This is a genomic window from Acetobacteraceae bacterium, from assembly GCA_004843165.1.
Taxonomy (GTDB): Bacteria; Pseudomonadota; Alphaproteobacteria; order Acetobacterales; family Acetobacteraceae.
This window is the reverse complement of sequence record CP039459.1, coordinates 300,688-325,508: the sequence shown is the minus strand read 5'-3', so window position 1 is coordinate 325,508 and position 24,821 is coordinate 300,688. Positions and strand designations below refer to the sequence as shown.

The following is a 24,821-nucleotide window of genomic DNA, read 5'->3' as shown; positions in this document are numbered from 1 at the left end:
ACACATTCAAGACAGCGAACAAACGCTTCTGAACAAAACGAGAAGACAGTTTGTTCATTGAACCGGTAGCTCAGTTGGTAGAGCATTCGACTTTTAATCGAATGGTCGTGGGTTCGAATCCCACCCGGTTCACCAATCTCCTTTAAAAAAAGAATAAGTTTTAAGAAGATATTTTTTTTCGTGTATTATTATACCGCCAAAATATCATTTCTATTCTGGCGGCTTTTGCAGCAAAGAATAAAATATTTTTTAGAGGAAAGGTTTTGACTCATCTGCATAGGCAGGAGAATCGCCTGTTTTTAATTGCTCATATTTTAGCTCTTGAACTTGTTGTTTGTCTGTCTGAATTTGATATCTGACGAGCTGTTCTTTTTCTAATTTCGCCTGAAGGGCTCCTTCATCTCTTTGTGCTTCGCATTTTCTTTGGGCTCTTTTGAGAGAGGATGCTTCAAAGCTGGCAGAAATGGCTGTTACAGGTAGGCTGATGACATTTTGGAGACCTAGATAGGGGATGCCGCTATTTTTGGGATTCATGGGGTCTTTCTCAAACATCTCACCTCTGGGAATATTGTTGTAAATAACAGCATCGGCTTCTGATTTATTGAGACGCATACCTTCAATGAAAGGGCGTTGCTTTTCTTGCGCATCAATGAGATTTGCCCAATGAACAAGTTTAATGCCATGCGGTGCATAACATTTATTACCGCTTTCGTTTCTTTCAATATCTGGAACGAAAACACCTGTTTGCATGGCTTTTGTACAGCCGGCTAAAAGGGGTAAAAGTGAGCAATAAATAAAAATTTTTTTGGATTTTTTGTGTTTGAGGGATTCATGCATTTCTAATTCATTTCCTGTAATATCGGCTTTTATAATTTTGAATAAAAATTCGCCGGTAATCTTCTTTGTGCGCTAATATCAGAACAAAGAAATGCTTTAGTGTAAAGTTCTTTGATTTTAGAAAAAGGCTTGGGATAAAGGATAACAAAGAGAGAAAGAATTTTTAAAATATTTCGTTTTACTTTCTTTTTTTCGTATATTTCCCTTTTTTATGGTTATTCGTCATTGGCATGATTTTTTCTCATAATTGTTTAGCGATTAGCCTAAATTGTCGTTCTTTTGCACCATCCTATCATCTGGCTATGGTAAAGAGAATCAGACGACTTTATGTGGGGCAGAAATTTTAATTAGGGCAGGCATCGGGCAGTTCAAAAAAAGAGTGGGTAATTGATCTTGTGAAAAGAAGGGACAATTGATCTCGAAAGATTTTAGCTTTTCTGCGATGCCGGGTTATCACGGGCAATATATAGAAATTAAATAGTGGCACTTTGCGGCGCTTTATAGCGAAATAATGAACAGGCCTATTGTTATGAATCTTCTTTAGAAGGGGGAGAATTAATTGGATTTTCTCCTTTTCCGGCTCTGATTGGGCTTGGATCTACGCTATGAAATTTTTCAGCCTGTTTGGATTGAATAGGCTATGATATTTGAAGTATTTTTTGAAATAAGAAAAATAAAGAAAAGAGGTTGTTAACATGAATATACAGTATTTAGAGACGGTTATCTTTATAATCCTCTTTTTTTTATTGATGTTTTTAGGAGGATGGACAGCTGCAAAGCGGAAGGGACGTCGTCCTTGGCTATGGGGTACGCTTTGCCTTTTTCCTTTGCTCTTTATTTGTTTAGAACTTTCACAGAGTTTTGATCAAAATGGGGAAGTAAAGCAGGAGGTGACGCAAAATCTATCTTTCTTGGAATATGCCGCTCTTCTGTGTGTTTTCTTCTTTGTTGGCATTCTTTTTATGATGATTTTCTCTCTTTGCTCTTTTTTTCTTTAAAGAAAATAGGAATTTCGAATGTTTTTTCCCCTTAAAAGCTTTTCCCAAAATTTTTCGCTAAAGCATTTCGTGCTTGTTGGGGGGCTATCTCTCTTGCCAGCATGTCACCACACGCTCGGTCATGTCGTTTTAGGGATGGATGAATATGATAGCACGCCGGGAGGGCTCTATCTTTCACAGTCAGCGCTTGCAGAAGTGACAAAAGATTTTGGTGAATTAGAGGATCATTTAAACAATTGCACGGAGACAGGTTTGCCAACAGAAGATGAATCTGCTTGCTATAATCGTTCTTGGCGTGTCTGGGGCAGGGAGATGCATGTTTCTGAAATTGAAATGGAGCCTGTTCTGATTGCAAATGATGAGGTGCCAAGGGCAGTAGATACCGGACAAATCACACGTTCCGCCGGGGCCGCTAAAATGCTTGAGGCTTATAGTAAAGTGCGGCAGGTTTTAGTGGATAGGTATCTCTCTCAGGGATTGAATAGCGGTCTTTTACTGGCAGCGGCGAATTGTCAGACCCCTTACCGTGAGAGAGGAAAATGGAAAATTAAATGCGGTCAGCTTGTTTGGGATGCAGGGGTCGTAAATTTACCTTCAAAAGTTTGAAAGTTTGATAAAAAAAAGAGGGACATTGAGAAATGTCCCTCTTTTTTATGAAAAAGTTAATCAGCCTAGATCATCTTCTTCATCTGTCAGACGAAAATTTTCTAAAAAAGCGGCTCTGACAAAACGTCTCCAGTCGGGATCAATCCGTGGAACACCAAGAACTTGACAGCCAATTTTCAAAAGTGGTGCATCATGTTCAGGGCGAATGGGAAAGGGCTGGCCGATTTGAGCTGCATCTGCAACACCATTTTCGTAGTAAATCTTTGTTTCTTCATCAAGAGAGTCAACAAAATGTGCGATACGTTCCCTTAGGTCCGATTCAAATGTTTCAGGATCATCCATGAGAAAATCTGAATCCATTTTATTTGAAAAAGCACTTGCTGCAGGACGGCCGCCGGCAGCATTAGGGATATAAGTATCAACAGAATTTAAAAAGGCAGGATCTGTATCACCATATTCATTTGGTGTTTTTCTAAAAAAGAGCGGATCTAATTTATCCCGTCCCCATTCTGTAAAGCTATCAGCCTCATGGCGAAGTTTTTGGGAGACATTACGAGCCCCTTCCATCGCAGGCTGAATCCCCAAAAGATGAACACGAACACCTTTGCGTTGAATCATTTCAACCGCTGGGACAAGATCCTCGTCACCGGAAAGAATAATAGCATCAGAAATCGCACGCTCAGAGGCAAGTGTCACTAAATCAAGTGCGAGTAGCGCATCTACCCCTTTTTGTACGCCATTTTGATTTAAACGACCTAAACGTAATTTGATAGAGGGACATTGCGCAAGAGAAGAGAAAAGGCCGTGTCGTGCATCGCCAGCATCATACCAATAGATGCGTAGGAGGCGCCCTCGTTCTTCAGTTTTTATCCTATTGCCTTCGGTAATCGGCTCAACGGCTGCGGAGAGCTCGTTGGCGATGGCGTTTGTATTGAGAAATAGTGACCCGCGCCCCGATCCGTAAAGCAAATGACCCGAAGATTCCAGAAAATATCCGGCATCAACAAAAAAAGCGGTCTGCTTAAACATGTAAGATTCCTATGGAAAAAAATGTTTTTAAAATATAAATGGGGAAATAAGAAATGTAGTTATTGAAATCTGCTTTAGTTAAAATGGAAAACAGTCCATATTCTTACTCCCACCCCCAAGAATAAGAACTAAGAAATAGCTCTTATTTTGGTTTTAGGCACTTTATTTCAAAAAGGCAAACCAAGAGAAATTTTTAGTGATATTTTAAGAAAATATGGCATATTCTATCTTTAATTTTTAAGTTCTTTTAAGAGATTTTTATTTTGGAAATTCATGCTTCTTCGTTACCCACTGGAAATATAGAAGAGGGCTCTCAACAAAGCGCTGGTTTGCGATTTGTCGCTCTACAGCTTGAAAAATTGGCAAGCGATTGGTCAAGATTAGCCAATCACGTTTCAAGATGTAATTATTATCTTCCTGATTTAACGGAAGAGCAGATTTTAGAAATTTCAGAGCAGCTTTCGCTGTCTATTGAGCAGGCGAAGCATCTTATCCTTGGTGCGATTAAAGCGCCGCTTTCATCCGAAGAAATTGAGGCGGCGGATCAGCTTATGAATCTTGCGCTTTATGCAGAACATTCGATTCAACCTGTCCGCCGAACGACATTATTTAAATCCCTTGTGCGGCAAGAAAATATGGTAGAGAAATCTATCAATGAAAGTGCTGAGGATTTATTTGTAAAAGAATTGTCTGAAATTTTGGGAGGGGAGGAAGGATGAAAAAATTTATAAACATCCTTTTATGTTTTATAAAACATAAAAATTTCAAACCTGTCTGGTCTATTTTTGCAGGGCTTGCTTTAGGGTATCTTTTGGCCTCTATTTTCTAATGTTTAAACATTATTTGGCTCTATCTTAAAAAAGATCTACTTACGTAAGTATTCTTTGAATTACCTAAAATAAGGCACCTTATTATAATGTATGTCACCCCTGCAGAAGCACAGACCCCTTGGCTCGGATGGGTTATGGATTGGCCATGGATGTGTATCTGGCTTATCTTTTTATTGATTGTCGGCCTGATTCTTTTTATGGAATCAGACCGTTAAGAAAAAAGCTCGTTCAGGGCTGAGACCATTGAATGGACCAGCCATCCGGGAGTGAAACCATATCGGGATTAAGAAGTTTCCCTGTTGTCTTATCCAATTCAATTTTAATGGTTTTCTCGATCGTTTCTAGTGGATCAACCATAGGACCGCACCAAATAGAGCCATTAAAACTCAAGCTATTGTTAAAAACAGCCGGCATTGCTTTAAGAGAGTAGGCAAAACGGAAAGGATTTCCGTCAGGACCTTTAAGGGACGCATCTGAAGGTAAATTGGGATCTGGAAGATTGGTATTATTTGTGCCATCCACTGTTTTCGGTGGTGGCGGATTCATACCGTATCGAAGAGGGTTTATCAGCGTACCTCCCTGATTGGTATCAGGATTGACGTAAACTTCCCAGCTTGTATCAATCTCTTTTGTCGAAATCGCATTTTGTGCCAAAATATTACTGTTGTTGTCACGGCATGTCAGCGTAAATCCTGAGCCGGGCACATTCATAGGCTGGATCTGCATCCGTCCATATTGTTTGGCATCTGCTGTACCTTGGGCTTTTTGATAACCGGCTGCTTCGCCAGAAAAGGCAGAGGGAAGGGCGTTATCATCACTATCAGGTGTAGACGGACCAACGGGTAAGCCGTCTGGTAAAGAGGCATTCGGTTCAGCAAGAGGATCTGCGGCACAGAGGAGAAGCGTTATCCCCATTCCGTATATAAAAGAACGTACTTTCATCATTTACACCTTGTATTAGAAGAAAAGGAGGCGGAAATCTTTCCCATTTTGTTTATTGATTTTGTTGCTTTAAATATCAACATCCTCATCTTTGATAAGAGAGGCATTCTCTGTAATGAAACGGAATCTTGGCTCTGCATGACGCCCCATTAACTCATTGACACGGGTATCGGTCATTTCAAATTCTTCAACAGGGAGATTAACACGTAATAAGGTTCTATGTGCAGGACTCATTGTCGTCTTTTTAAGATCGCTAACAGGCATTTCCCCTAGACCTTTAAAACGTGAAACCTCTACTTTACTGCCCGCTTTGAATTCTTTGCTACGTTTTTTCTCTAAATCAGCATCATTCATTGCATAAACGGTTTTACCTTTATGGGAGAGACGATAAAGGGGAGGCTGCGCCAAATAAAGATGACCTTTTCGAATGAGATCACGCATTTCCATATAGAAAAAAGTCATCAGGAGAGAGGCAATATGGGCACCATCGACATCTGCATCTGTCATAATAATGATGCGTCCATAACGCAGTTTCTCAATATCAAAGCTTTTTCCGATACCGCAGCCTAAAGCTTCGGTAAGGTCACGCAATTCTGCATTTGCACGGCATTTTTCTTGTGTTGCAGAGGCGACATTGAGGATTTTTCCACGTAGGGGAAGGATCGCCTGACTTTTGCGGTCTCTCGCTTGGCGGGCAGATCCGCCAGCTGATTCCCCCTCAACAAGAAAAATTTCGCTTTCACTCGTTTTATGGTTGGTGCAGTCTGTTAATTTTCCAGGAAGGCGTAATCGGCGTGTTGCGCTTTTACGGTCAATTTTACGGGCAGCTTTTTGGCGTTTTCTTTCCTCAGCACGTTCAATAAAGAATTCGGTGAGCTTATCAGCCTGCGCTGGATTACCGGCAAGCCAATGATCAAGAGGGTCTCGCAGGGCATGTTCAACCAATCTCGTTGCTTCGGGATTGGTAAGGCTTTCTTTTGTTTGGCTTTTAAATTGAGGCTCTCTAACAAAAATGGAAAGCCGAACCTGACTATATTTAAAAATGTCATCTGGTGTGATGCTTCCAGCATTTTTAATTTTTTGTTGTTGTCCCCATTGGCGAAAACCTTTTGAAAGCGCTGCACGTAAGCCATTGATATGTGTGCCGCCAAGAGGTGTTGGAATGGCATTACAGTAAGATTCTGTATCCCCATTTCCCTCACCGGTGAAGGCGATAGCCCAATCAACTTTTTCACCGGATTCGCTCTCTTCATTACTTTTTTTTGCGGTGCTCCAAATAGGCGCTAGGAGTTCAACATCTGAGGGCAAATCCTCTTTGAGAAGATCACTGAGGCCATTGGGAAAACAGAAAACAGCTTCAGGGGTTGGACGAGAAAGATTTTTGGAAGCAGAAGATTTTTCTTCATTTTCCTCCTCCTCTTCCTCGTCATTCTCCCTATCTTTTAATTCGTCCTGATTTTTTTCAATCTCGTTTTTATCAGCGGCGAGGGAATTCTCCTCTTTTTCTTGTCCTGTTGGGAGAGAGAGGAGCGCTGGATTACAATGCCACTCAATGATAATTCCGGCAAAAAGGGCGGCTTTATGACGGCAAAGCGCAAAAAGACGTGCAGGATCAAAGGTTAATTTTTCACCAAAAATTTCGGGATCAGGTTGAAATGTAACGATTGTACCTGTTTCATATTTACGTTCTTTCGGAAGACGTTTCTTATTCAGAGGAGAGGCTGTGATGCCACGCTCAAAAGTTTGAACATGGTGATAGCCGTTACGTAGCACTTCGACGTGGAGTTTTTCAGAAAGCGCATTGACAACGGAGCTACCAACGCCATTTAAACCGCCGGAAAAGGTATAGGCACTATCTGAGGAGAATTTTCCGCCGGCATGAAGGGTTGTAAAAATAACTTCAAGGGCAGATTTTTCAGGAGAATCAGGATGGGCATCAACAGGAATGCCACGGCCGTTATCGGAGATTGAAATCTCTTTGGCGGATTTCAAAAAGACACGAATGCGTGTGGCATGGCCACCAAGCGCCTCATCCATTGCATTATCAAGAATTTCTGTCGCAAGGTGATGAAAGGCTTGGCTATCCGTTCCGCCGATATACATGCCGGGACGTTTTCTGACAGCTTCAAGTCCTTTAAGAATCTGAATATCAGAGGCCGCATATTCTTTTTTGCTAGCATTTTTACGTTTTTTTGGGGCAGATGCTGTTTTCGCAGCATCTGTGTTTAACGGCATATTAAACAGGCTATCGTTTAAATCTGTACTCAAGGGAAGCTCCGGCGAACGATTTTGGCTGGTTAGGGATGAACGGAAAGGTCTGGATAGGGTTGAGGGGCTGGAAGTGGCGGTGGTGGTGTTTGATTCTCTTGTGTCGGATGATTTTCAGGAAAATGGATTTGGGAAAGATCATTTTCTTTCGATTGAGAGGTCGAAGAGAATTTAGGCTCTTCCAAGGGCGGTCGGGTTTTCTCTTTTTTGATAGGCACAAAACTTGTTGGTTTGGGGTTTTGATGCGGTATCGCTGGTTTGTTCGGGGAAAAAGAAGGATGTGCAAAATTTGCGAAAGATTCTGATTCCGATAAAGTTACGGGGCTGGAATCCCGACGTCCAGTAGAGGATTTTGGAAGAGGAACGGCAAGATTTTTTCCTTCTGCATAAGCTGCAATATCTTCGGGATCTTTAAAATATTCTGCCTCGTGAAACATTTTCTCATGTGTTTTGCAAAAATTTCCCCCTTCACGTGCTGCTTTTAAAGAGGCCGCATCGGCGAGATCTGTCATATATTGATCTAAGCGGATTTCTCCTTTTTCAGCATATAATTTTTGGAATTCAATTTTAAGCGAATTATAATCTTGTTGCAAAATAGGCCTGAATTTCGTCATAAAACGGTCATATTCCTTTTGCATATTGCAGGTAAGCGCAATGAGCATGAATTCAGATCTCAGGGCGGAAATATTGAGAAGATGCCGCAATTCCTGACTCATTTTAGGCGTTTCTGGTGCCTGTGGTGCTGTAAACCCTGATTCCTGGGGCAGATTTAAGGGGGTGAAGTCGCCATTTTCTGCCGTTTGATGCTCCGGCATCGGTAAGTTGGGAAGAGGGGTTTTTATATTTTGCGGATCAGCAGATGTAGGAAAGGCTCCTGGACTTACAGTAGCGGCAAAACAAGAGGGCGGAAAAAGAGATAATCCTGCCATGATCCATAAGGAACAAAGAAAAATCTGCTTGTCTTGGCGTAAGTTCATTTTTCTCCAATGAAGAAAACATCTGTAAAATCTTAGCATAATGATATTTTTTAATATCGAAAAGCAAGGGGAGATTGCGCTAGAATAGTATTATTGAGCACGTATGCTCTCTCAAAGAGAAAGAGATTATGCCAGAAATTTTTAAAATGATGAAGAAAGTTCAGGGAAATAGGCTTTTTTTTGGTGTGTTTCTTTTTTTTGCGGCTTGTCAGAATCTCCATATCCCTTTTTTGGAAACGAAAAAAGATCAGAAGGAGGCGCCAGCTTCTTCAGATACATTTGCTCCCGGAGCCTTCTCTCCCTCCTGTAAACCGGGTGAAATTTCAGTCATTGAGGGAAACGTGCTCTCTGTTGGAATGCGGATGGTTTCGGATGGCAAATGGTGTGCCTTAGAGATGGCCACGGATGAGGGGGGGAAATATCCGTCTTTTGGTGTTCCAGTTTCACCAGAACATGGAAAGGCCTATCTTTATGATGGGGAGGACGGCGTGACTTATGTCGCTTATCAAGCTGAGTTTGGTTTTGAGGGGACAGATCGGTTTCGGGTTTTTCTTTTACCTGAGGCGGATAAGCCCCGTAAAAATGTTGAAATTACAGTGAATGTGACAGCGCCAGAATCCGTTATACCGGCCGCTTCTGTTAAAAGGAACGCTAATTAAAATTAATTTCCACACGGCGATTTTGCGCATCTCTAACGCCGGGACCTGTCGGCATTAAAAGATTGGTGGCACCTAATCCTTTGACGGAAACCAAACCGGCGGCAACCCCATCATGTACAAGCTCTGCTTTGACGTTGTCAGCACGCCGATAGGAAAGATTATCATTGTAGGAAGGGCCACCTTTGATCGTCTCACCAGATGTGTCGGAGTAGCCTTTTACAAGGATTTTTGTATATTGCACATTGGTGGAATTTCGTGCCGCAAGGCCAATAATTTCACGTGCCCGAGGCGTTAGGGCTGTTGAGTTCCAATCAAAAAAGACCATATAGGTGCGCTGTGCAGCTGGAGGTGGCGCTGGCGGCATAAGGACAGGGCGTTCAATCACATCTGGCGGAATAGGGTTAAATTCGTAACGTAACCCTAAAAGAATGGAATCGTTAAAATAGGTTTTTGTACCAAAAGTGGTGCTTACTGGTGTTGGAAGATGTGCGCCATTGGTCGCATCAATGATGGATTGCCCAGAGGTAGAGACAGTATGGCCATGTCCGCCAATCATCGTATTAAAACGATATTCCAATGTTGTGGAAAGGCCTAAAACCCAAGGGACGGGGAAGGAAGCGCCACCAATTGCCTGATAGGCAAAGGCACCTGTCGTTCCGCCAATTTTCTGAGTGTAAGGATTAGAAGCTTGGGCGGTATTAACAAGAGTCATATTGTCTTGTTGCCATTCATATCCAACGCCAAAGCCAATATAAGGATAAATCCAGTTGAGACCGATATCCATATCGAAATAGGCATTGGCAAATCCGCCATAAACCATTTGGTGTCCGCTGCCTTCTCCGGGAAAGCCACCGCTTTTCAAACCAGAAAATTCATTTTTGGTCATTAGTCCTTGTACTTCAACACGGAAACCGTTTCCCAGCCCATAGCCAGCGGCTGCCTGTACGCCGTAACCTGTATTGTAAAGCAGTTTTCCGATAGAAATAAGCGGATCTTCATCTCTTGGAAAATAATTTCCGACAGCAGGATTAATTTGTTGTCCTTGATTAAAGGAAACGCCGCCGCCGCCGGAAACATATGCCCCGCGCACAGGCTGTGCATGGGCTATCGGCATAAGCGCAAATAGCAACAAGCCTGTCAAAAGAAGGGCAGATAAAATCTGTTGCCAGCAAAAGAAAATTTTTTTTTCTAAGAAAAAAGACATTATCGGAAAAGTTTGAAAATCTTACTCACTTTATCCTTTTCGCCCAATTAGAGCGGAAAGGCAAATGAGAAGAAAAATGGGAGGCAGAATCCCATTTTATTCTTCTTTTTTTGAAGTCTTTTTCTTAGTCGTTGTGGTTTTTGCTTTTGCTTTTGTTGTCTTCGCTGTTTTCTTGGTTATTGTTGTCTTTTTTACAGTAGCTTTTTTCGTTGTTTTTTTTGTGGTGGTTTTTTTTGCACCACGAACAGGTTTCCCTTTTTCTTTTAGGGCTTCCAAAGCCATTTCCAGCGTAATGTCGTCCAGCTCTGTGCCTTTTGGAAGCGGCGCCATCATTTTTGCATGTTGTGCATAAGGCCCAAAACGTCCTTTTTTGGCTAAGACGGATTCACCGTCTTTCGGGTGAGGGCCTAAATTGCGGATAGAAGCGAGTTTGGCAGTTAAAATTTCAAGGGCACGTGGCAACTCAATTGTTAGAAGGTCATCCTCTTTGGTAAGGGTGCCGAAAATAGAACCCATTTTGACATAAGGCCCAAAACGTCCAAGATTGACCTCGATTTTTTCATTTGTCTCCGGATGATTCCCAAGAAAACGGGGGAGGGATAAAAGATCAAGTGCTGTTTCCAAAGTCAAAGAATCTGGATTCATTGTTTTGGGTAAAGAAGCTCTTTTCGGTTTTTTCTTTTTATCCGTTTCGTCAGCTTCACCTTCTTGAACATAAAGACCGTAAGGGCCTTTCTTTAAGGTGATTTCGAGTTTACTTTCGGGGTGAATGCCTAAAACACGCCCATTACCTGCCATATCAGTTGGCGTTTCATCTCCGGAAATCAGCGGTCTTGTATAAGCACAGATGGCATCTTCTTTTTTATAATTAGAACAGCCAATAAAGGCGCCGTGGCGTCCAAGACGTAGACCAAGTCTTCCCGTTTCACAATTAGGGCATTGGCGTGGATCTTTTCCTGAGTCATCAATAGGGAAGAAATGCGGTCCTAAATCCTCATCTAGCGCATCAATGACATCGGAAATTTTAAGATTTTCCGTTTTTCCGACCGCATGTGAAAAACCGTTCCAAAATTGCGCCATGACGTGATGCCATTCCAAACGCCCATCTGAAATTTCATCGAGTTCTTCTTCTAATTTTGCGGTGAAATCTGTCTCAACATATTGGTTAAAGAAAGAAACGAGGAAGGCTGTAACCAAACGCCCACGATCTTCAGGATAGAAACGCCGAGATTCTAGGCGAACATATTCCCTGTCTTTGAGAACCCCTAAAATAGAGGCATAAGTGGAAGGGCGGCCAATACCGATCTCTTCCATTTTCTTGACCAAAGAGGCTTCAGAATAGCGGGGAGGGGGCTGTGTGAAATGCTGATTGGGTGTGACTTCGAGAGCTTTAATGACTTCTCCTTCTGTCATTTGAGGTAGGATGGAATCTTCATCCTCATCGCCTGCCCGGGAAGTTGGAAGTCCGGTAATTTTCATAAAACCGTCAAAAACGATCACAGAGCCTGTTGCACGGATCTCTAAGTCTTTTTCTTTATTTTGAATGATAATCGTTGTTTGATCGATTTCAGCAGAGGCCATTTGGGAGCCTGCAGCTCTTTTCCAAATCAATTCATAAAGCCTTGCTTGATCATGATCTAAATATTTAGCCACTTCCTGAGGGGTATGGGTAATATCTGTAGGACGGATCGCCTCATGCGCCTCTTGGGCATTTTTGGCTTTTGTTTTGTACATGCGTGGAGAGGCTGGAAGATATTTATCCCCCAAATCTTCTTTAAGATAATCACGAACAGAGAAAATAGCCTCTTTTGACATGGTAACGCCATCTGTTCTCATATAGGTGATGAGACCTGTTTGTTCACCCTTGTAGGTGATGCCTTCATAAAGCTGTTGTGCAATACGCATCGCATATTGTGGCGCCATCCCTAATTTGCGAGAGGCATCTTGTTGCATGGTTGAGGTTGTGAAAGGTGGCGGCGGATTTCGTTTGACACGTTTTTTTTCAATTGAAGTAACCGAAAGGGAAGCCGCTTTAAGTGTATTGACGGCTTTTTGTGCTTGCGTTTCATTTTCAAGATCGTATGTTTCGAGCTTTTTGCCTTCAAAATGTGTTAGGCGTGCTTCGAAGTTTTTACTTTGAGCGGTTTGGCAAAGACTTGTAACGCTCCAATATTCACGTGCTGTAAAGGCTTCAATTTCAGATTCACGTTCACAGATAAGGCGAAGGGCAACCGATTGCACACGCCCTGCACTCCGACTGCCGGGAAGTTTGCGCCATAGCACAGGAGAAAGGGTAAATCCGACAAGGTAATCCAGTGCGCGACGTGCTAAATAGGCATCAATAAGCGGCTGATCTAGATCACGAGGCGATTCCATAGCCGTTTTAATGGCATTCTTCGTAATTTCGTTAAAAGTTACGCGCTCAACAGGGATATTTTTCAGCTTCTTCTTATCTTGAAGAATTTCTTTGATATGCCATGAAATCGCTTCCCCTTCACGGTCAGGGTCAGTTGCGAGAATGAGGCAAGAGGCACCTTTGAGGGATTTTTCAATATCGCCCATTTGGCGTGCGCCACGTTTATCCACTTCCCACTTCATCGCAAAATTTTCATCAGGAAGGACACTGCCGTCTTTAGAGGGAAGGTCACGGACATGCCCAAAAGAAGCGATAACTTTATAGTCAGACCCAAGGTAACGGTTGATGGTTTTTGCTTTTGCAGGACTTTCTACGACAACTAATTTTACCATTATTTTTACCAGTAGTTTTATTTCTGAGGAGCAATGGAAACCGTATCACCTTCATGAAGTGTGAGCATTTCCAGCATATTTAAAAGGCTAATAGAGGTTAAGACGTCTTGGACGGATAGCTGAGATTGGCGAATTAGATTATCAATGGCTATCGGGACAGGAGAAAGAAGGGAAAGAATTTTTTTAGCATGCGGGGGGAGATCCTCTTCTTTGCAATTTATGTCTGTTGAAGGTTTTTTTAAGGTGTTTTCAGAGAAAAGAGAAGGCGTTAATTTTTCTTCAGCCCTCTGTTTTGACGTTTTTTGTACAGGGGTCGAAAAGGCAGTAGGGGAGAATTTAGGGAGTTGCGGTAGAATATCTTGAACATTCTCAACTAAAATAGCCCCTTCTTTTAAAAGATTATTTCCACCTAAAGACCTTGGGTCAATGGGAGACCCAGGGACAGCGAAGACAAGTCGTCCATAATCAAGGGAGAGCTGTGCAGTAATTAATGTTCCAGATTTTCGAGCTGCCTCAATAATTACAGCACCAAGTGAAATTCCGGCAATAAGCCGGTTACGACGTGGAAAATGCCGGGCAAGGATACTGGCACCAGGAGGCGCTTCCGTTATCACACAGCCGTGATGTGCAATTTCTTCATAAAGCCCCTGATGTTCTCTGGGATAGATAACGTCTAATCCACCGGGCAACGCCGCAATGGTGCTACCGGTATCGGAAGCGCCTTGGGACAGGATACTTAAAGCCGCACGATGTGCTTGTCCGTCAATGCCCGAAGCCAATCCAGAAACAATCGTGATATTTTCTTTCGCAAGGTCTTTGGCCAAAAGATTTGCGATTGAGAGGCCTGCACTTGAGGCATTTCTTGCACCAACAATAGCAATGTTGCGGTTTTTAAGAAGGGCCTGTTTTCCCTTAAAATGCAAAATAGGGGGGGCATCAGGAATGACCGCAAGGGATTGCGGGTAGTCTGAGTCACCGTAAATCAGAGTCTCTCCCCCTAATTTTTTGACGTCTGCAATTTCATCCTCAATTTTTGCCAAAGAAGGTGGCGAAATTTTTTTATCGGCAATAAGTGTTTTAAGGGCATTTTCAGCCGTTTGGAAACGCTCTAAAGCTTGTAAAAAGCGTAGTGGGCCAATTCCAGCAGTGCGGGCGAGACGAAAACGGCTTAATCTCTCTATTGTCCAGTCTTTACTCACCCTTGTGGGCGATCTGTTTGAGAGACGGAAACTTTACTTTCTGTACCTGAGCAGAGACGGGTAAGGTTGCTTCTATGACGCCAAAAGATCAGAATGGAAATTGCGTCTGTTGCCAGAGGCGCTGGGGAGAGAAAAGAATAATGCCCAAAAAGCGGGACAAGCACGATCATTGCAAGGCAAGCGGCTAATCCGCCGAGGGAGGAGTAACGTGTTCGCCAAACGATTACAAGCCACAAAAGAAAACCGCTCAAAGCCGCCAGCCATGAAAGAGCCAGCATTGCACCAACGCCTGTTGCAACACCTTTTCCGCCTTTAAAACCCAACCAAATAGGATAGCAATGTGCAAAAACAGCGGTAAAGCATGCAATACCAGCTAAAAGCGGTTTTTGTGTTTCCGGGGCAAGGATATAAATCACAAGGGCTGGTAGCGCCCCTTTGATCGCATCTAAGAGAAAAGTTGCGCCAGCGAGCTTTTTATTGCCTGTGCGAAGAACGTTGGTTGCCCCGATATTTCCAGAACCGACTTTTCGAATGTCCCCTGATCCAGAAAATTTTGTCAGCAATAATCCAAAGGGAATAGAGCCGCAAAGATAGCTGGCAATCACAACAATGAGAATTAATTCAATGGTGTCGGACATTCAAATTTCTTTCCAGATTAGGCGTTACGCATCTGCGCAACATGTTCTAAAATACTCATTCGTGCAGACACGCCTAAGCGAACCTGTTCACGAATAAGACTCCGAGGGCCGTCCGCAACGGAAGAGGTGATTTCGACCCCCCTATTTGCAGGGCCTGGATGCATGACAACAGCATGTTGCGGAAGAAGGGCAAGGCGCTGATCGTCAAGCCCCCAAAGTTTCGCATAAGCATCGCCATCGGCAACGAGGCCTTCTTTCATCCGCTCACGCTGAACACGTAAACAGATAACAGCATCGACATCTTTGATGGCCTCGTCCATTTCACGGAAGATTTTAACATTTGGGCGGTCTGCCAATGTTTCCGGTACGAGTTCTTTAGGGCCAGTCAGGTGAATCTGCATCCCTAAAAGGCTGAAAATTTCAATATCTGATCCAGCAACACGGCTATGGGCAATGTCACCGCAAATAGTAACGGTACGCCCTTCTAAATCACCAAAATGGCGGCGGAGTGTCAGCGCATCAAGAAGCGCCTGTGTTGGATGTGCATGGTTGCCATCACCCGCATTGATAATGCCGGAATGCGCCTTTTCCGCTAGAAAATTTGCTGTCCCGGTCTCTTTATGGCGGACAACAAAAAGAGAAACATCCATCGCCTCCAGCGTATGGAGTGTATCCAAAAGGGTTTCCCCTTTACTGGTAGAGCTTGTCGAAATATCAAGGTTTAAAACGGTTGCGCCGAGACGTTTTGCAGCCAGTTCAAAACTGGCCCTTGTTCTTGTGCTGTTTTCAAAAAAAAGTGTTGCAACGGTCTCTTTTGCAAGAGATTGCGGAAAGGCTTTTTTATCATTGGCACAATCTGCAAAAAAACTGGCCCGATCTAAAAGTGTTTCGACTTCTTTCCGGTCTAGGCCTTTGATTTGTGTGAAATGTTGGGGAAAAAGCTTTTTTTCCGTCATAAAAATCAGCCTTCCGCTTTTTCAAGTTTTTTTGTTGCCCGAATACGGGAAATGACTTCTGCTTTACCTAAGGCGGCAAGGGTGACATCAATGCCCGGAGAAGCTGTTGTTCCCGTCACAGCAGCACGAAGCGGTTGTGCAACTTTGCCGAGTTTCAGTTCTTCTTTTTCAGCAAATTCTTTTAAAGCATTATGGATGTTTTCTGGAGAAAAATCCTCTAAGACTTCGAGCATATCGCCAGCTTTTTGTGCAATTTCGATGCCTGTATCGGAAAGAATTTTCAAAGCCTTGTCGTTAAAGCTCGGAATTTCTCCGGGAATGGCAAATTTTGAATTTTCAGCTAATTCATTAAGATTTGCTGCACGTTCTTTTAAAGAAGGCATAAGTTGCTCTAAACGGGTTTCCAATAAAGAGCGTGTCTCGTCCTTGATAAGATTTTGATTTTTGAATTTTTCAATCACATCAGCGCTGAGACGTGCATCATCGGCACGTCGTAACCAAACGCCGTTCAGGTAATTAAGCTTGGCATAATCCATGCGGGAAGGGGATTTTCCAACACCATCAAGGTCAAAAAGCTTAATTTGCTCTTCTCTGGTAAGAATTTCCTCATCGCCATGCCCCCAGCCAAGACGAAGGAGATAGTTACAAAGCGCTTCTGGCAAAATCCCTTGTTCACGGAATTCAATAACAGATTGCGCACCGTGACGTTTGGAAAGCTTACCGCCATCAGGCCCGTGGATGAGAGGAAGATGAGCAAATTTCGGTGTTTTCCATCCCATAGCTTGATAAATAAGCATTTGACGGAACGTATTGGTTAAATGGTCATCACCCCGCATAACGTGCGTGATTTCCATATCATGGTCATCGACAACAACGGCTAAAAGGTAAGTTGGTGTGCCGTCAGAACGCAAAAGGATGAGATCATCCATTTCGGCATTGGCAACTTCGACTGTGCCTTGAATCAAGTCATTGAGAATCTGTTTACCTTCTTTTGGGGCTTTGAGACGTACCGTAAAAGGCTGGCCTTCTGGGGCTTCGGAAGGATCACGGTCACGCCAAAGGCCGTTATAACGAGGGGGCTTTCCAGCGTTTCTTGCATCTTCACGCATTTTTTCAAGCTCTTCCTGCGTTGCATAGCAGCGATAGGCTTTGCCTTCCTCTAAAAGCTGTTTGGCGATTTCGGCATGACGGGGCTGATATTTTGCTTGAAAGCGAACATCGTCTTTATTATCGAAATCAAGTCCCATCCATTCCAAGCCACGGAAAATAACGTCAACGGCTTCTTGGGTTGATCTTTCCCTATCGGTATCTTCGATACGGAGGAAGAATTCACCGCCGTGATGACGGGAAAAAAGATAGTTAAAAAGGGCAGCTCTGGCATTGCCGATATGGAGCAAGCCAGTTGGAGAAGGGGCAAAACGGGTGCGAATAGTCATAGTTTGAGAGTTTACCATTGGCTTAAGATGAAATGAATATACCAGAAGAGAGCTTTAGAGATATAAATGAAGCATAAAAAGACAAAAGGGAATAAAGCAGCATAAAATTATAAGGAACCTCTCTTCTGCTTTTAGAAAATATAAATGCTGTACCTAATGTAAAGGGGACAGCAGAGAAAAAAGAATCTTGTGAGTCGGAATCACACCTTTTCATCTGTTGGGTGGTTGTGTGGTTTGGGCTAGGGAGTGCTTGTTATTTCGAACTGTCCTTTGAGCCGAGCCTTCTTTTCCTTTACGCTTTTGGAGGGATAGCGCTTACCTTTATCGGCTTGGCTATTTTTTCCATTAAGACAAATCTTTTATTCGAGTTTATTCCTGAAACGCTCAGAACATGGATTATTTTTGTCTTTGTTCTTTTTTTAGCATCCGTGACAGGTTTTTTAGGAGCCGCTTTTCAAGCGCATCAGCAAACGCCGTTTCCAAATGTTCCAAATAGCGCCGTAACGGTCGAGGGAATTCTTGCCGCAGCCGAATACCGTTCAGGAGATTTGCCTGAGGCACATTTTTGGCGCCTGAAAATAAGAAATCCTATTTTAGACAGGCCATTAGATCAGGGAATGAAGCCCCTCTCACGGTATTTTGATATTTCATGGAAGTCCTCTCTGCCGGTACCGGAACTTGGAAGTAAAATAAGGCTTCGCACGCTTTTATATCTTCCTTCGCAACCGGCGATTCCAAATGGGTATGATCCGCAAAGATATGCTTTTTTTTCTGGATTGGGAGGCAGAGGAAGAGCGTTGGATGCACCAATTATTTTAGAAAAACCACGTTCTTCAGTTTTTCGTCAGATGGCTTATCATTGGGACGGTTTACGCAATCTCGTTGCTTTAAAAACAAGATCTGTCCTTAAAGATTCTGAAACGGCTTCTGTTGCTGAAATTTTGCTTTGCGGGAAAGAGGGGGATCTTTCACAATCTTTAAGGAATGCGTTTGCCGCATCGGGACTTGCGCATATTTTGGCTGTCGCAGGCTTGCACCTTGGGATGGTGACAGCTTTTGTCAGTTTTTTAAGTTATTTTATTCTTAGTCGTTTTGAGTGGGTTTTGTTGCGTTTTTCGGCAAAACGCATGGCAGCCCTCATTGGACTAATGGCCGGCGCAGGTTATATTTTTTTTACGGGGAGTCATTTGCCGGGGCTGCGTGCGCTTGGCGTAGCGAGCTTAGCTATTTTGGCCTTTCAATTTGGACGCACACCTTTTTCTTTGAGATCTCTTGCCTTTGTTGCTCTGGGATTTGAAATTTTTTCGCCGGCGATTGTTTTGGATGCCGGTTTTCAAATGTCTTTTTGTGCCGTTATGGCGTTAGGGGCGGGCTATCGCGCATTAATCCCCGTAACTTATTGGCTTCAAACGAAAGGCGGGCTTGGCAAATATATTTTCTTACCGTTGTTTGGCCTTTTTATGACATCTATGATCGCTGGGCTAGCGGTGATGCCTTCTGTTTTGGCCCGTTTTGGATTTTTTCAGCCTTGGTTCGTTTTAGCTAATTTAGTCGCTGTTCCTTTGATGGGAATGTGGGTGATGCCATTGGCGATTTGTGCGCTTGTCGCAATGTTTTTTGGTCTTGAAGAGCATGTTTTATTGCTAATGGGAAAGGGAATTGAATATATTATTCTCTCTGCAAATTATGCTTCCCATTTACCTGCAGCAAGTCTTCCCGTCCCGGCAACACCGGGGTGGGCGTTGGCAATTTCAATTTTGGGTCTTTCTTTGCTCTGCCTTTCCTGCGGAAGAAAAAGATATTTTGGCTTGATAGCGATCTGTTTTGGCGTGAGCGTCCCTTTTTTTCTCCCAAAACCTTTTTTGCTCTTTTCAAATTCTGGCAAGGTAAGTGCTATTTTCCAAAAAGATCATTTCGAAGTTTTTACTTTTCCAAAAGGCGAAAATAAAAATGAAAAGAAATTTACACTTGAGAATTGGGAAGGTGCGCTTGGCCTTAAAAAAGGCGGTTATCAGCAATTCTCCTGTGAGGGAGAGGGAAATTGCCTGAAGATTTTTTCTGGTAAAAAAATCGCATTGGTTGGTCTGGGGCGTGATTTGGAAGAGGAAAAATTGGAAATTTCCAATTTATGCAATAGAGCCGACCTATTGGTTTCTTTTATATATGGCACCGAAAAATGTCCGCACATTTTCACTCTAACCCCCTCAATGACTTGGCAAGAGGGGAGTTTTTCAGTTTGGATAAATTATAAAGGCGCATTGGAGATGCAATCAGACATTGACGCAAGGGGAAAGCGGCTTTGGGTTTATCCGTCCTCCCGTGCAGGTTTTCCCAATATTCCCTTGGCACCTGCTGAATAAAGATTGTTAAATAAAGGCTAGAGCATTGTTTTGTCGGGAAAATGACAGAACTCAGACACAGGACATTGAAAACATTCTGGTTTTCTCGCCTTGCAGATATAGCGTCCTAAAAGAATAAGCCAATGATGCGAGGGGCGTAAAAGATCTGCGGGAATGCGTTTGAGAAGTGCGTTTTCAACTTCACGCACATTTTTGCCCTTTGCAATTCCGGTTCGGTTTCCGAGGCGGAAAATATGCGTATCAACCGCCATCGTATTTTGGCCGAACGCAACATTTAAAACAACATTTGCTGTTTTGCGCCCGACGCCGGAAAGGGCTTCAAGGGCTTCTCGATTGTCCGGAACAATTCCTTGATGACGTTCAGAAAGCTCTTTTCCAAGAGACGCAAGATTTTTTGCTTTATTACGCCATAACCCGATCGTTTTGATATAATTGGCAATTTTTTCGGCGCCAAGATTTGCGAGCGCCTGGGCATTAGGAGCTTCCTTAAAAAGAGCAGGGGTAACGAGATTAACCGATTTATCTGTGCTTTGTGCGGATAAAACAACACTTACAAGAAGTTCGTAATGATTACGGTAATTTAGCTCACTTTCAGCATTGGGAAAATGTTTTGATAATTTTAAAAGAAAAGACTTGATTTCAGCAGGCGACATTGGAGGGACGTTCGGAATTTTTTTTATTTTTGTCTCTTTCGAAGATTTAGGCATAAAAAGCACATCCAGTCGTAAAATGTTGTAATATAAGAGCTTTTAAAAATTGATTTAAAAAAAATCTTATCTTGAGTGCAGAGTTATCATAAAGAAGAAATGTAAGATTTTTAAAATAGGGATAATCTTTGGTGAAAATTAACGCAAAAAAATATGTGCCGTTTTGGCGTGGGGTAATGTTACATGCGGCGAATAGTCAAACAGGTTTATCAGCTGCTGGCTGCGCCTTTTTTGCGACGCTTTCCCTTTTCCCGGCACTCAGTGCATTGATTCCGCTTTATGGATTAGCATTTGATCCGGAAACAATTGGTTCTCAGCTGGAAGTTCTTCAAGAAATGCTTCCACCGGAGGCTTATGAGCTTATTTTACATTGTGTTAACATTTTATCTTCTAAATCCTCTGCCTCGATGACGGTGAGCCTTATTATCGCCTTAATTGTCGCTTTGTGGTCTGCTTCTGCCGGGAGCAAAGCGATGTTATCTGCGATCAATATCGCCTATGGGTTTAAAGAAAACCGCTCTATCTTTGCATTTCAATCTTTAGGTCTTTTGGTGACATTGCTGGGGATTTTAGGAACAATTTTAACCATTTCTTCGATGGTGGCTCTGCCGGCTATTGTGGACAATCTGCCGCAATATTTAGATCAGCCGGACTACATGCCCCCTGATTCGGCGAGGATGCTACAAAATTTTACACCGGTTTTGGCACATTGGGTTGCGCCGGGCTGCATGGTTTTCTTTGTTTTTCTTGTTTTGACATTCTTATATCGCTTTGCGCCATGTTGGATTACACAGCCTTCTTTTAAATGGATTCTTCCAGGAGCCTTTATGGCAACGATTGTTTGGATTGCCGTAACGATTTTATTTTCATGGTATTTGGCGCATTTTGATAATTTTAACAGTGTCTACGGTCCTTTCGGAACGGTAGCTACGGTTATGATGTGGTTTTTTGTTAGTGTTTACGCGGCTTTGTTCGGTGCTGTTCTGAATGCTGAAATTAGAGAATTAGAACGTTTAAGAGAGCTTAATCAAATACAGCTTGAGGAAGGGACTCTTTAAAAAAAGGTTGTTTTTGATATAAACAGATATTTTCTGTATAGAAGAGAACTCTTCTCCGAGAAGAAAAAAGAGATAGGCTTTTCCTAACGTCTCTAAGGATGTATGAAGAGGGAGGCTTTTCTTTGCCAAAATTTGTAAAGTCTGGGCCAATTTTTTTTGGGTTGTGACGATTAAATCTAATTTTTACGAATAATGGGTAAACCCAATAGATTCAGGAAGACAGGATGGGCGGAATGAAAGTGGATAAAGACGCAATTCGTGACTTGGCGGATATGCTCCACGAAACGGGATTAAGCGAAATTGAAATATCCAAAGGGGATCACCATATCCGTGTGGCACGTCAGTTGGCAGTTTCTTCTGCTCAGGTAGCTGCATCTGCTGTTGTGAACACACCTCAGGCGGCCCCTGTTTCAGCGCCCGTTCAAGATGACAGCTCACATCCAGGCGTTGTTAAAAGCCCAATCGTTGGCGTGGCTTACTTAACACCGGATCCAGCTTCTCCTCCATATTTTAAAGAAGGGGACAAGGTTCAGGCAGGAGATACACTTCTTTTGATTGAAGCCATGAAAACATTCAATCAAATCAAGGCCAGCAAATCGGGCACTTTGCGTAAATACTGCGTAGAGTCAGGTGAGCCTGTCGAGTTCGGTGCACCTTTAGCGATTATTGAGTAATCGTTAGCGAGCCGTAAACCTTAACGCAGGATAGATCATGTTTTCAAAAATTTTGATTGCCAATCGCGGTGAAATCGCTCTTAGAGTTTTAAGAGCCTGCCGTGAAATGGGCATCCGAACAGTTGCTGTCCATTCAACAGCAGATGCTGATGCAATGCATGTCAGGCTGGCAGATGAGGCCATTTGCATTGGGCCACCAAGCTCAAAAGATTCGTATCTTAATATTCCAGCTATTCTTTCTGCAGCGACATTAACCGGCGCAGAAGCCATTCATCCAGGTTATGGATTTTTGGCGGAGAATGCTGATTTTGCCGAAACGGTTCAGGCACATGGCATGACATTTATCGGCCCAAGCCCTGAACATATGCGGACAATGGGAGATAAAATCTCAGCAAAGACCACAATGCAGATGCTTGGTGTTCCTTTGGTGCCAGGATCAGATGGCGCTGTGGAAGATGTTGTGACTGCTAAGGAAGTCGCTGCAAAAATTTGCTATCCTGTTTTAATTAAAGCAGCTGCCGGCGGTGGGGGCCGTGGCATGAAAGTCGCTCAAAATGAGAGCGAAATCGAAAATGCTTGGCAGATGGCAAGGGCAGAGGCACGTGCAGCCTTTGGCAATGATGCCGTTTATATTGAGAAATATCTTGATAAGCCACGCCATGTCGAGATTCAGGTTATGGGCGATGGTGAAGGCGAAGTCGTCTATTACGGAGACCGTGACTGCTCTTTGCAGCGTCGTCATCAAAAAGTTTTAGAAGAGGCTGGGTCACCAGCGGTCACACCTGAAGAGCGTGATGAAATTGGAACGGTCGTTGCAAAGGCACTCGCAAAAATGAAATATTCCGGTGCGGGAACGATTGAGTTCTTGTATCAGGACAAGCAATTTTGTTTCATTGAAATGAATACACGTCTGCAGGTGGAGCATCCTGTGACAGAGATGGTCTGCAATGTTGATCTGGTCAGAGAGCAGATCAGAGTTGCCGCCGGTGAAAAGATGAGCCATCGTCAAGAAGATATTCGTGTGACAGGCCATGCGATTGAATGTCGTATTAATGCAGAAAACTCTGACAATTTTGCCCCATGTCCAGGTCTTATCACAATCTTTCATGCGCCAGGCGGTCCGGGTGTTCGTGTTGATAGTGCGATTTATTCTGGATATAAAATTCCGCCATATTATGACAGTATGATCGGAAAATTAATTGTGCATGCTCCGACACGTGATCAGGCGATTGCAAGAATGAAACGTGCTTTGCAAGAATGTGTGGTTGAGGGGGTTGATACCTTAATTCCGCTTCATCGTAAGATTTTAGAATCTAAAGAATTCCAAAGCGGTGTTTATACAATTCATACGTTAGAGGAATTTGTAGAGCGTCTTGCTAAAGAAAAAGCTTCCTCTTAAAGAGGAAGCTTTTAAATTAATATTGAGAAATCTGCTCTTTTAATGCGACGCCACTCATGAGCGTACAGAGTGGAAGAGTTAAGAAAAGTAATCCTGTTAGCATTTCAAAGGCCATTTGAGCGGTAGCAGGATTGTTTTCGATGGTCTGACAGCTGAGTGCACCAAAAATAATCACGGGCATACAGAGCGGCAACAGAATAAGTCCAAGTAGGCTATTGCCTTTTTTCCCATAAGGGATGAAGGCAGATGACATTCCGCCAATAAAGCAGAAAATAAGACTTCCGATTCCAAGGCTTAAAAGAAGCTTTGGAAAATTTTCAAAGGGATAATTAAAGAAGATAGCCAGTAGAGCGCAGGCTATTAAAACAGGTAGGCAACGGACGATCCATGTCGCAAAAATTTTTAAGAATGCGACCATCGAAAGAGATGTCTTGTTGCAGGCAAGCCAGTCGAGAGATCCGTCTTTGAGGTCGGTGGCAAAAAGACCATCGACAGGAATAAGACAGCCAAGCAGGGCACAAGACCAAATAATACCAGGACCTAATTTTAGGAGGAGTACTGGAGAGGCTGAAAGTGCCAAAGGGAAAAGAATACCGCATAAAAGCGTCTGTATCGCCCCATTAAAACAACTTCCGCCCTCAAGATAAGCTAATTTTACTTCCCTGAGGAAGTATGATTTCCAAAAAATCATTATTCCTCTCTTGATTTTAAAAGAAAAATACTCTCATTTTTATCAAGATCTTCTTTTTGTAAATGTGTTGCGATAAGAACAGCGCCGCCTTTTTGCGTATGGAGTTTTATTTCATTCTCTAAAATATGCACGGACCGATGATCAAGCCCAGTCTCAGGTTCATCTAAGAGCCAAAGAGGTGATTTTTTTAAAAGCATTTTGGCAAAAGCAGCACGTCGCTTTTGTCCTGATGAAAAAGAGGAGATTGTTTTGTCAGCAAGTGAACGAAGTTCTAAACGAGAGAGAATATCTGTAATCTCTTGAGCTTTTTTAAACGGCGGAAAAGAGAGATTTTCATACAGCGTTAAAGTGGATTTTAATCCATTATTTTGACCCAGCCAACAAGGGGAGGCTGCTTGATAGAGGGAGCCTTTCTCAATTTTTTTTAATCCGGCACAAACACGTAAGAGAGTTGATTTTCCACTGCCGTTTGCGCCATGTATTCTAATAATTTGACCTTTTTTAAGACATAGGGAAATGTCTCGAAAAATAGGAAGCATCCCTCGAAACACAAGGATATTATCGATTCTTAGTAAGGTATCAGCAGAATTCATATCCAAATCTTA

Annotated in this window: 22 protein-coding genes and 1 tRNA gene; 9 read left to right on the top strand and 14 right to left on the bottom strand. The window is 42.9% G+C overall.

Translation table 11 applies throughout. The features are described 5' to 3' along the window. Positions 1–59: 59 nt before the first annotated feature. A tRNA-Lys gene (locus tag FAI41_01585) sits at positions 60–135 on the top strand. A 114-nt stretch (positions 136–249) separates the two neighbouring features. On the opposite strand, the gene FAI41_01580 is transcribed toward FAI41_01585, so the two are convergent. Continuing rightward, on the bottom strand, positions 250–837 hold the full coding sequence (locus FAI41_01580) for a hypothetical protein (protein QCE32379.1): 588 nt from the start codon (positions 835–837) through the stop codon (positions 250–252). 695 nt (positions 838–1,532) lie between these two features. On the opposite strand from FAI41_01580, the gene FAI41_01575 reads away from it, so the two are divergent. Both FAI41_01575 and FAI41_01570 read left to right on the top strand, forming a co-directional pair. Then, positions 1,533–1,835 (top strand): DUF3792 family protein, encoded by a 303-nt coding sequence (locus FAI41_01575; GenBank protein ID QCE32378.1) that lies wholly within the window; start codon positions 1,533–1,535, stop codon positions 1,833–1,835. 18 nt (positions 1,836–1,853) lie between these two features. Continuing rightward, positions 1,854–2,441: a hypothetical protein gene (locus tag FAI41_01570; protein ID QCE32377.1), complete on the top strand. Its 588-nt coding sequence runs from the start codon at positions 1,854–1,856 to the stop codon at positions 2,439–2,441. Between the two features lie 60 nt (positions 2,442–2,501). Here the strand turns inward: FAI41_01570 and FAI41_01565 are convergent, their stop codons facing one another. After that, positions 2,502–3,470, bottom strand: coding sequence for an NYN domain-containing protein (locus tag FAI41_01565; GenBank protein ID QCE32376.1), 969 nt, complete (start codon positions 3,468–3,470; stop codon positions 2,502–2,504). A gap of 263 nt (positions 3,471–3,733) precedes the next feature. Here FAI41_01565 and FAI41_01560 point away from each other — a divergent pair, with 263 nt between their 5' ends. Beyond that, entirely contained in the window at positions 3,734–4,189 is a 456-nt protein-coding gene (locus tag FAI41_01560; protein ID QCE32375.1) for a hypothetical protein, read from the top strand. Between the two features lie 339 nt (positions 4,190–4,528). On the opposite strand, the gene FAI41_01555 is transcribed toward FAI41_01560, so the two are convergent. From FAI41_01555 to FAI41_01545, 3 genes are all read right to left on the bottom strand, one after another. Continuing rightward, entirely contained in the window at positions 4,529–5,245 is a 717-nt protein-coding gene (locus tag FAI41_01555) for a hypothetical protein (GenBank protein QCE32374.1), read from the bottom strand. A gap of 66 nt (positions 5,246–5,311) precedes the next feature. Continuing rightward, a complete protein-coding gene (locus FAI41_01550; GenBank protein ID QCE33755.1) occupies positions 5,312–6,880 on the bottom strand; it encodes a DNA topoisomerase IV subunit B in 1,569 nt (522 codons plus the stop codon). A 659-nt stretch (positions 6,881–7,539) separates the two neighbouring features. Continuing rightward, a complete protein-coding gene (locus FAI41_01545) occupies positions 7,540–8,487 on the bottom strand; it encodes a hypothetical protein (GenBank protein QCE32373.1) in 948 nt (315 codons plus the stop codon). Between the two features lie 128 nt (positions 8,488–8,615). Between FAI41_01545 and FAI41_01540 the strand changes: the two genes are divergently transcribed. After that, positions 8,616–9,146, top strand: coding sequence for a hypothetical protein (locus tag FAI41_01540; protein ID QCE32372.1), 531 nt, complete (start codon positions 8,616–8,618; stop codon positions 9,144–9,146). On the opposite strand, the gene FAI41_01535 is transcribed toward FAI41_01540, so the two are convergent. The 6 genes from FAI41_01535 to FAI41_01510 all read right to left on the bottom strand — a co-directional run bounded on the left by FAI41_01535 (position 9,139) and on the right by FAI41_01510 (position 17,327). Then, entirely contained in the window at positions 9,139–10,350 is a 1,212-nt protein-coding gene (locus FAI41_01535) for an OmpA family protein (protein ID QCE32371.1), read from the bottom strand. The two genes, FAI41_01540 and FAI41_01535, sit on opposite strands and share 8 nt — an antisense overlap. Positions 10,351–10,446: 96 nt before the next feature. After that, positions 10,447–13,098 carry a type I DNA topoisomerase gene (gene topA, locus FAI41_01530; protein QCE32370.1) on the bottom strand — a complete coding sequence of 884 codons (2,652 nt, stop codon included), beginning with the start codon at positions 13,096–13,098 and terminating at the stop codon, positions 10,447–10,449. A 17-nt stretch (positions 13,099–13,115) separates the two neighbouring features. Further along, positions 13,116–14,297, bottom strand: coding sequence for a DNA-protecting protein DprA (dprA, locus tag FAI41_01525; GenBank protein ID QCE32369.1), 1,182 nt, complete (start codon positions 14,295–14,297; stop codon positions 13,116–13,118). Then, positions 14,294–14,935 carry a glycerol-3-phosphate 1-O-acyltransferase PlsY gene (plsY, locus tag FAI41_01520; protein QCE32368.1) on the bottom strand — a complete coding sequence of 214 codons (642 nt, stop codon included), beginning with the start codon at positions 14,933–14,935 and terminating at the stop codon, positions 14,294–14,296. Before plsY ends, dprA begins: the two co-directional genes overlap by 4 nt. A gap of 17 nt (positions 14,936–14,952) precedes the next feature. Further along, on the bottom strand, positions 14,953–15,891 hold the full coding sequence (locus FAI41_01515; protein QCE32367.1) for an aspartate carbamoyltransferase catalytic subunit: 939 nt from the start codon (positions 15,889–15,891) through the stop codon (positions 14,953–14,955). Between the two features lie 5 nt (positions 15,892–15,896). Next, positions 15,897–17,327, bottom strand: a complete 1,431-nt coding sequence (locus FAI41_01510; protein QCE32366.1) for a glutamate--tRNA ligase — start codon at positions 17,325–17,327, stop codon at positions 15,897–15,899. Positions 17,328–17,554: 227 nt separating this feature from the next. Between FAI41_01510 and FAI41_01505 the strand changes: the two genes are divergently transcribed. Continuing rightward, on the top strand, positions 17,555–19,687 hold the full coding sequence (locus FAI41_01505) for a ComEC family competence protein (protein QCE32365.1): 2,133 nt from the start codon (positions 17,555–17,557) through the stop codon (positions 19,685–19,687). Positions 19,688–19,704: 17 nt separating this feature from the next. Here FAI41_01505 and nth read toward each other — a convergent pair whose 3' ends face one another. Beyond that, positions 19,705–20,340, bottom strand: a complete 636-nt coding sequence (gene nth / locus FAI41_01500) for an endonuclease III (protein ID QCE33754.1) — start codon at positions 20,338–20,340, stop codon at positions 19,705–19,707. Positions 20,341–20,525: 185 nt separating this feature from the next. Between nth and FAI41_01495 the strand changes: the two genes are divergently transcribed. The 3 genes from FAI41_01495 (at position 20,526) to accC (ending at position 23,525) form a co-directional block, all read left to right on the top strand. Next, positions 20,526–21,452, top strand: a complete 927-nt coding sequence (locus tag FAI41_01495) for a YihY/virulence factor BrkB family protein (GenBank protein QCE32364.1) — start codon at positions 20,526–20,528, stop codon at positions 21,450–21,452. Between the two features lie 233 nt (positions 21,453–21,685). Next, positions 21,686–22,126, top strand: coding sequence for an acetyl-CoA carboxylase biotin carboxyl carrier protein (locus tag FAI41_01490; GenBank protein ID QCE33753.1), 441 nt, complete (start codon positions 21,686–21,688; stop codon positions 22,124–22,126). Positions 22,127–22,163: 37 nt separating this feature from the next. After that, on the top strand, positions 22,164–23,525 hold the full coding sequence (accC, locus tag FAI41_01485) for an acetyl-CoA carboxylase biotin carboxylase subunit (protein ID QCE32363.1): 1,362 nt from the start codon (positions 22,164–22,166) through the stop codon (positions 23,523–23,525). A 16-nt stretch (positions 23,526–23,541) separates the two neighbouring features. Here the strand turns inward: accC and FAI41_01480 are convergent, their stop codons facing one another. Both FAI41_01480 and ccmA read right to left on the bottom strand, forming a co-directional pair. Continuing rightward, positions 23,542–24,216: a heme exporter protein CcmB gene (locus tag FAI41_01480; protein QCE32362.1), complete on the bottom strand. Its 675-nt coding sequence runs from the start codon at positions 24,214–24,216 to the stop codon at positions 23,542–23,544. Continuing rightward, positions 24,216–24,809, bottom strand: a complete 594-nt coding sequence (gene ccmA / locus FAI41_01475) for a heme ABC exporter ATP-binding protein CcmA (protein QCE32361.1) — start codon at positions 24,807–24,809, stop codon at positions 24,216–24,218. The genes FAI41_01480 and ccmA overlap by 1 nt, the downstream gene beginning before the upstream one ends. Positions 24,810–24,821: the final 12 nt, after the last annotated feature.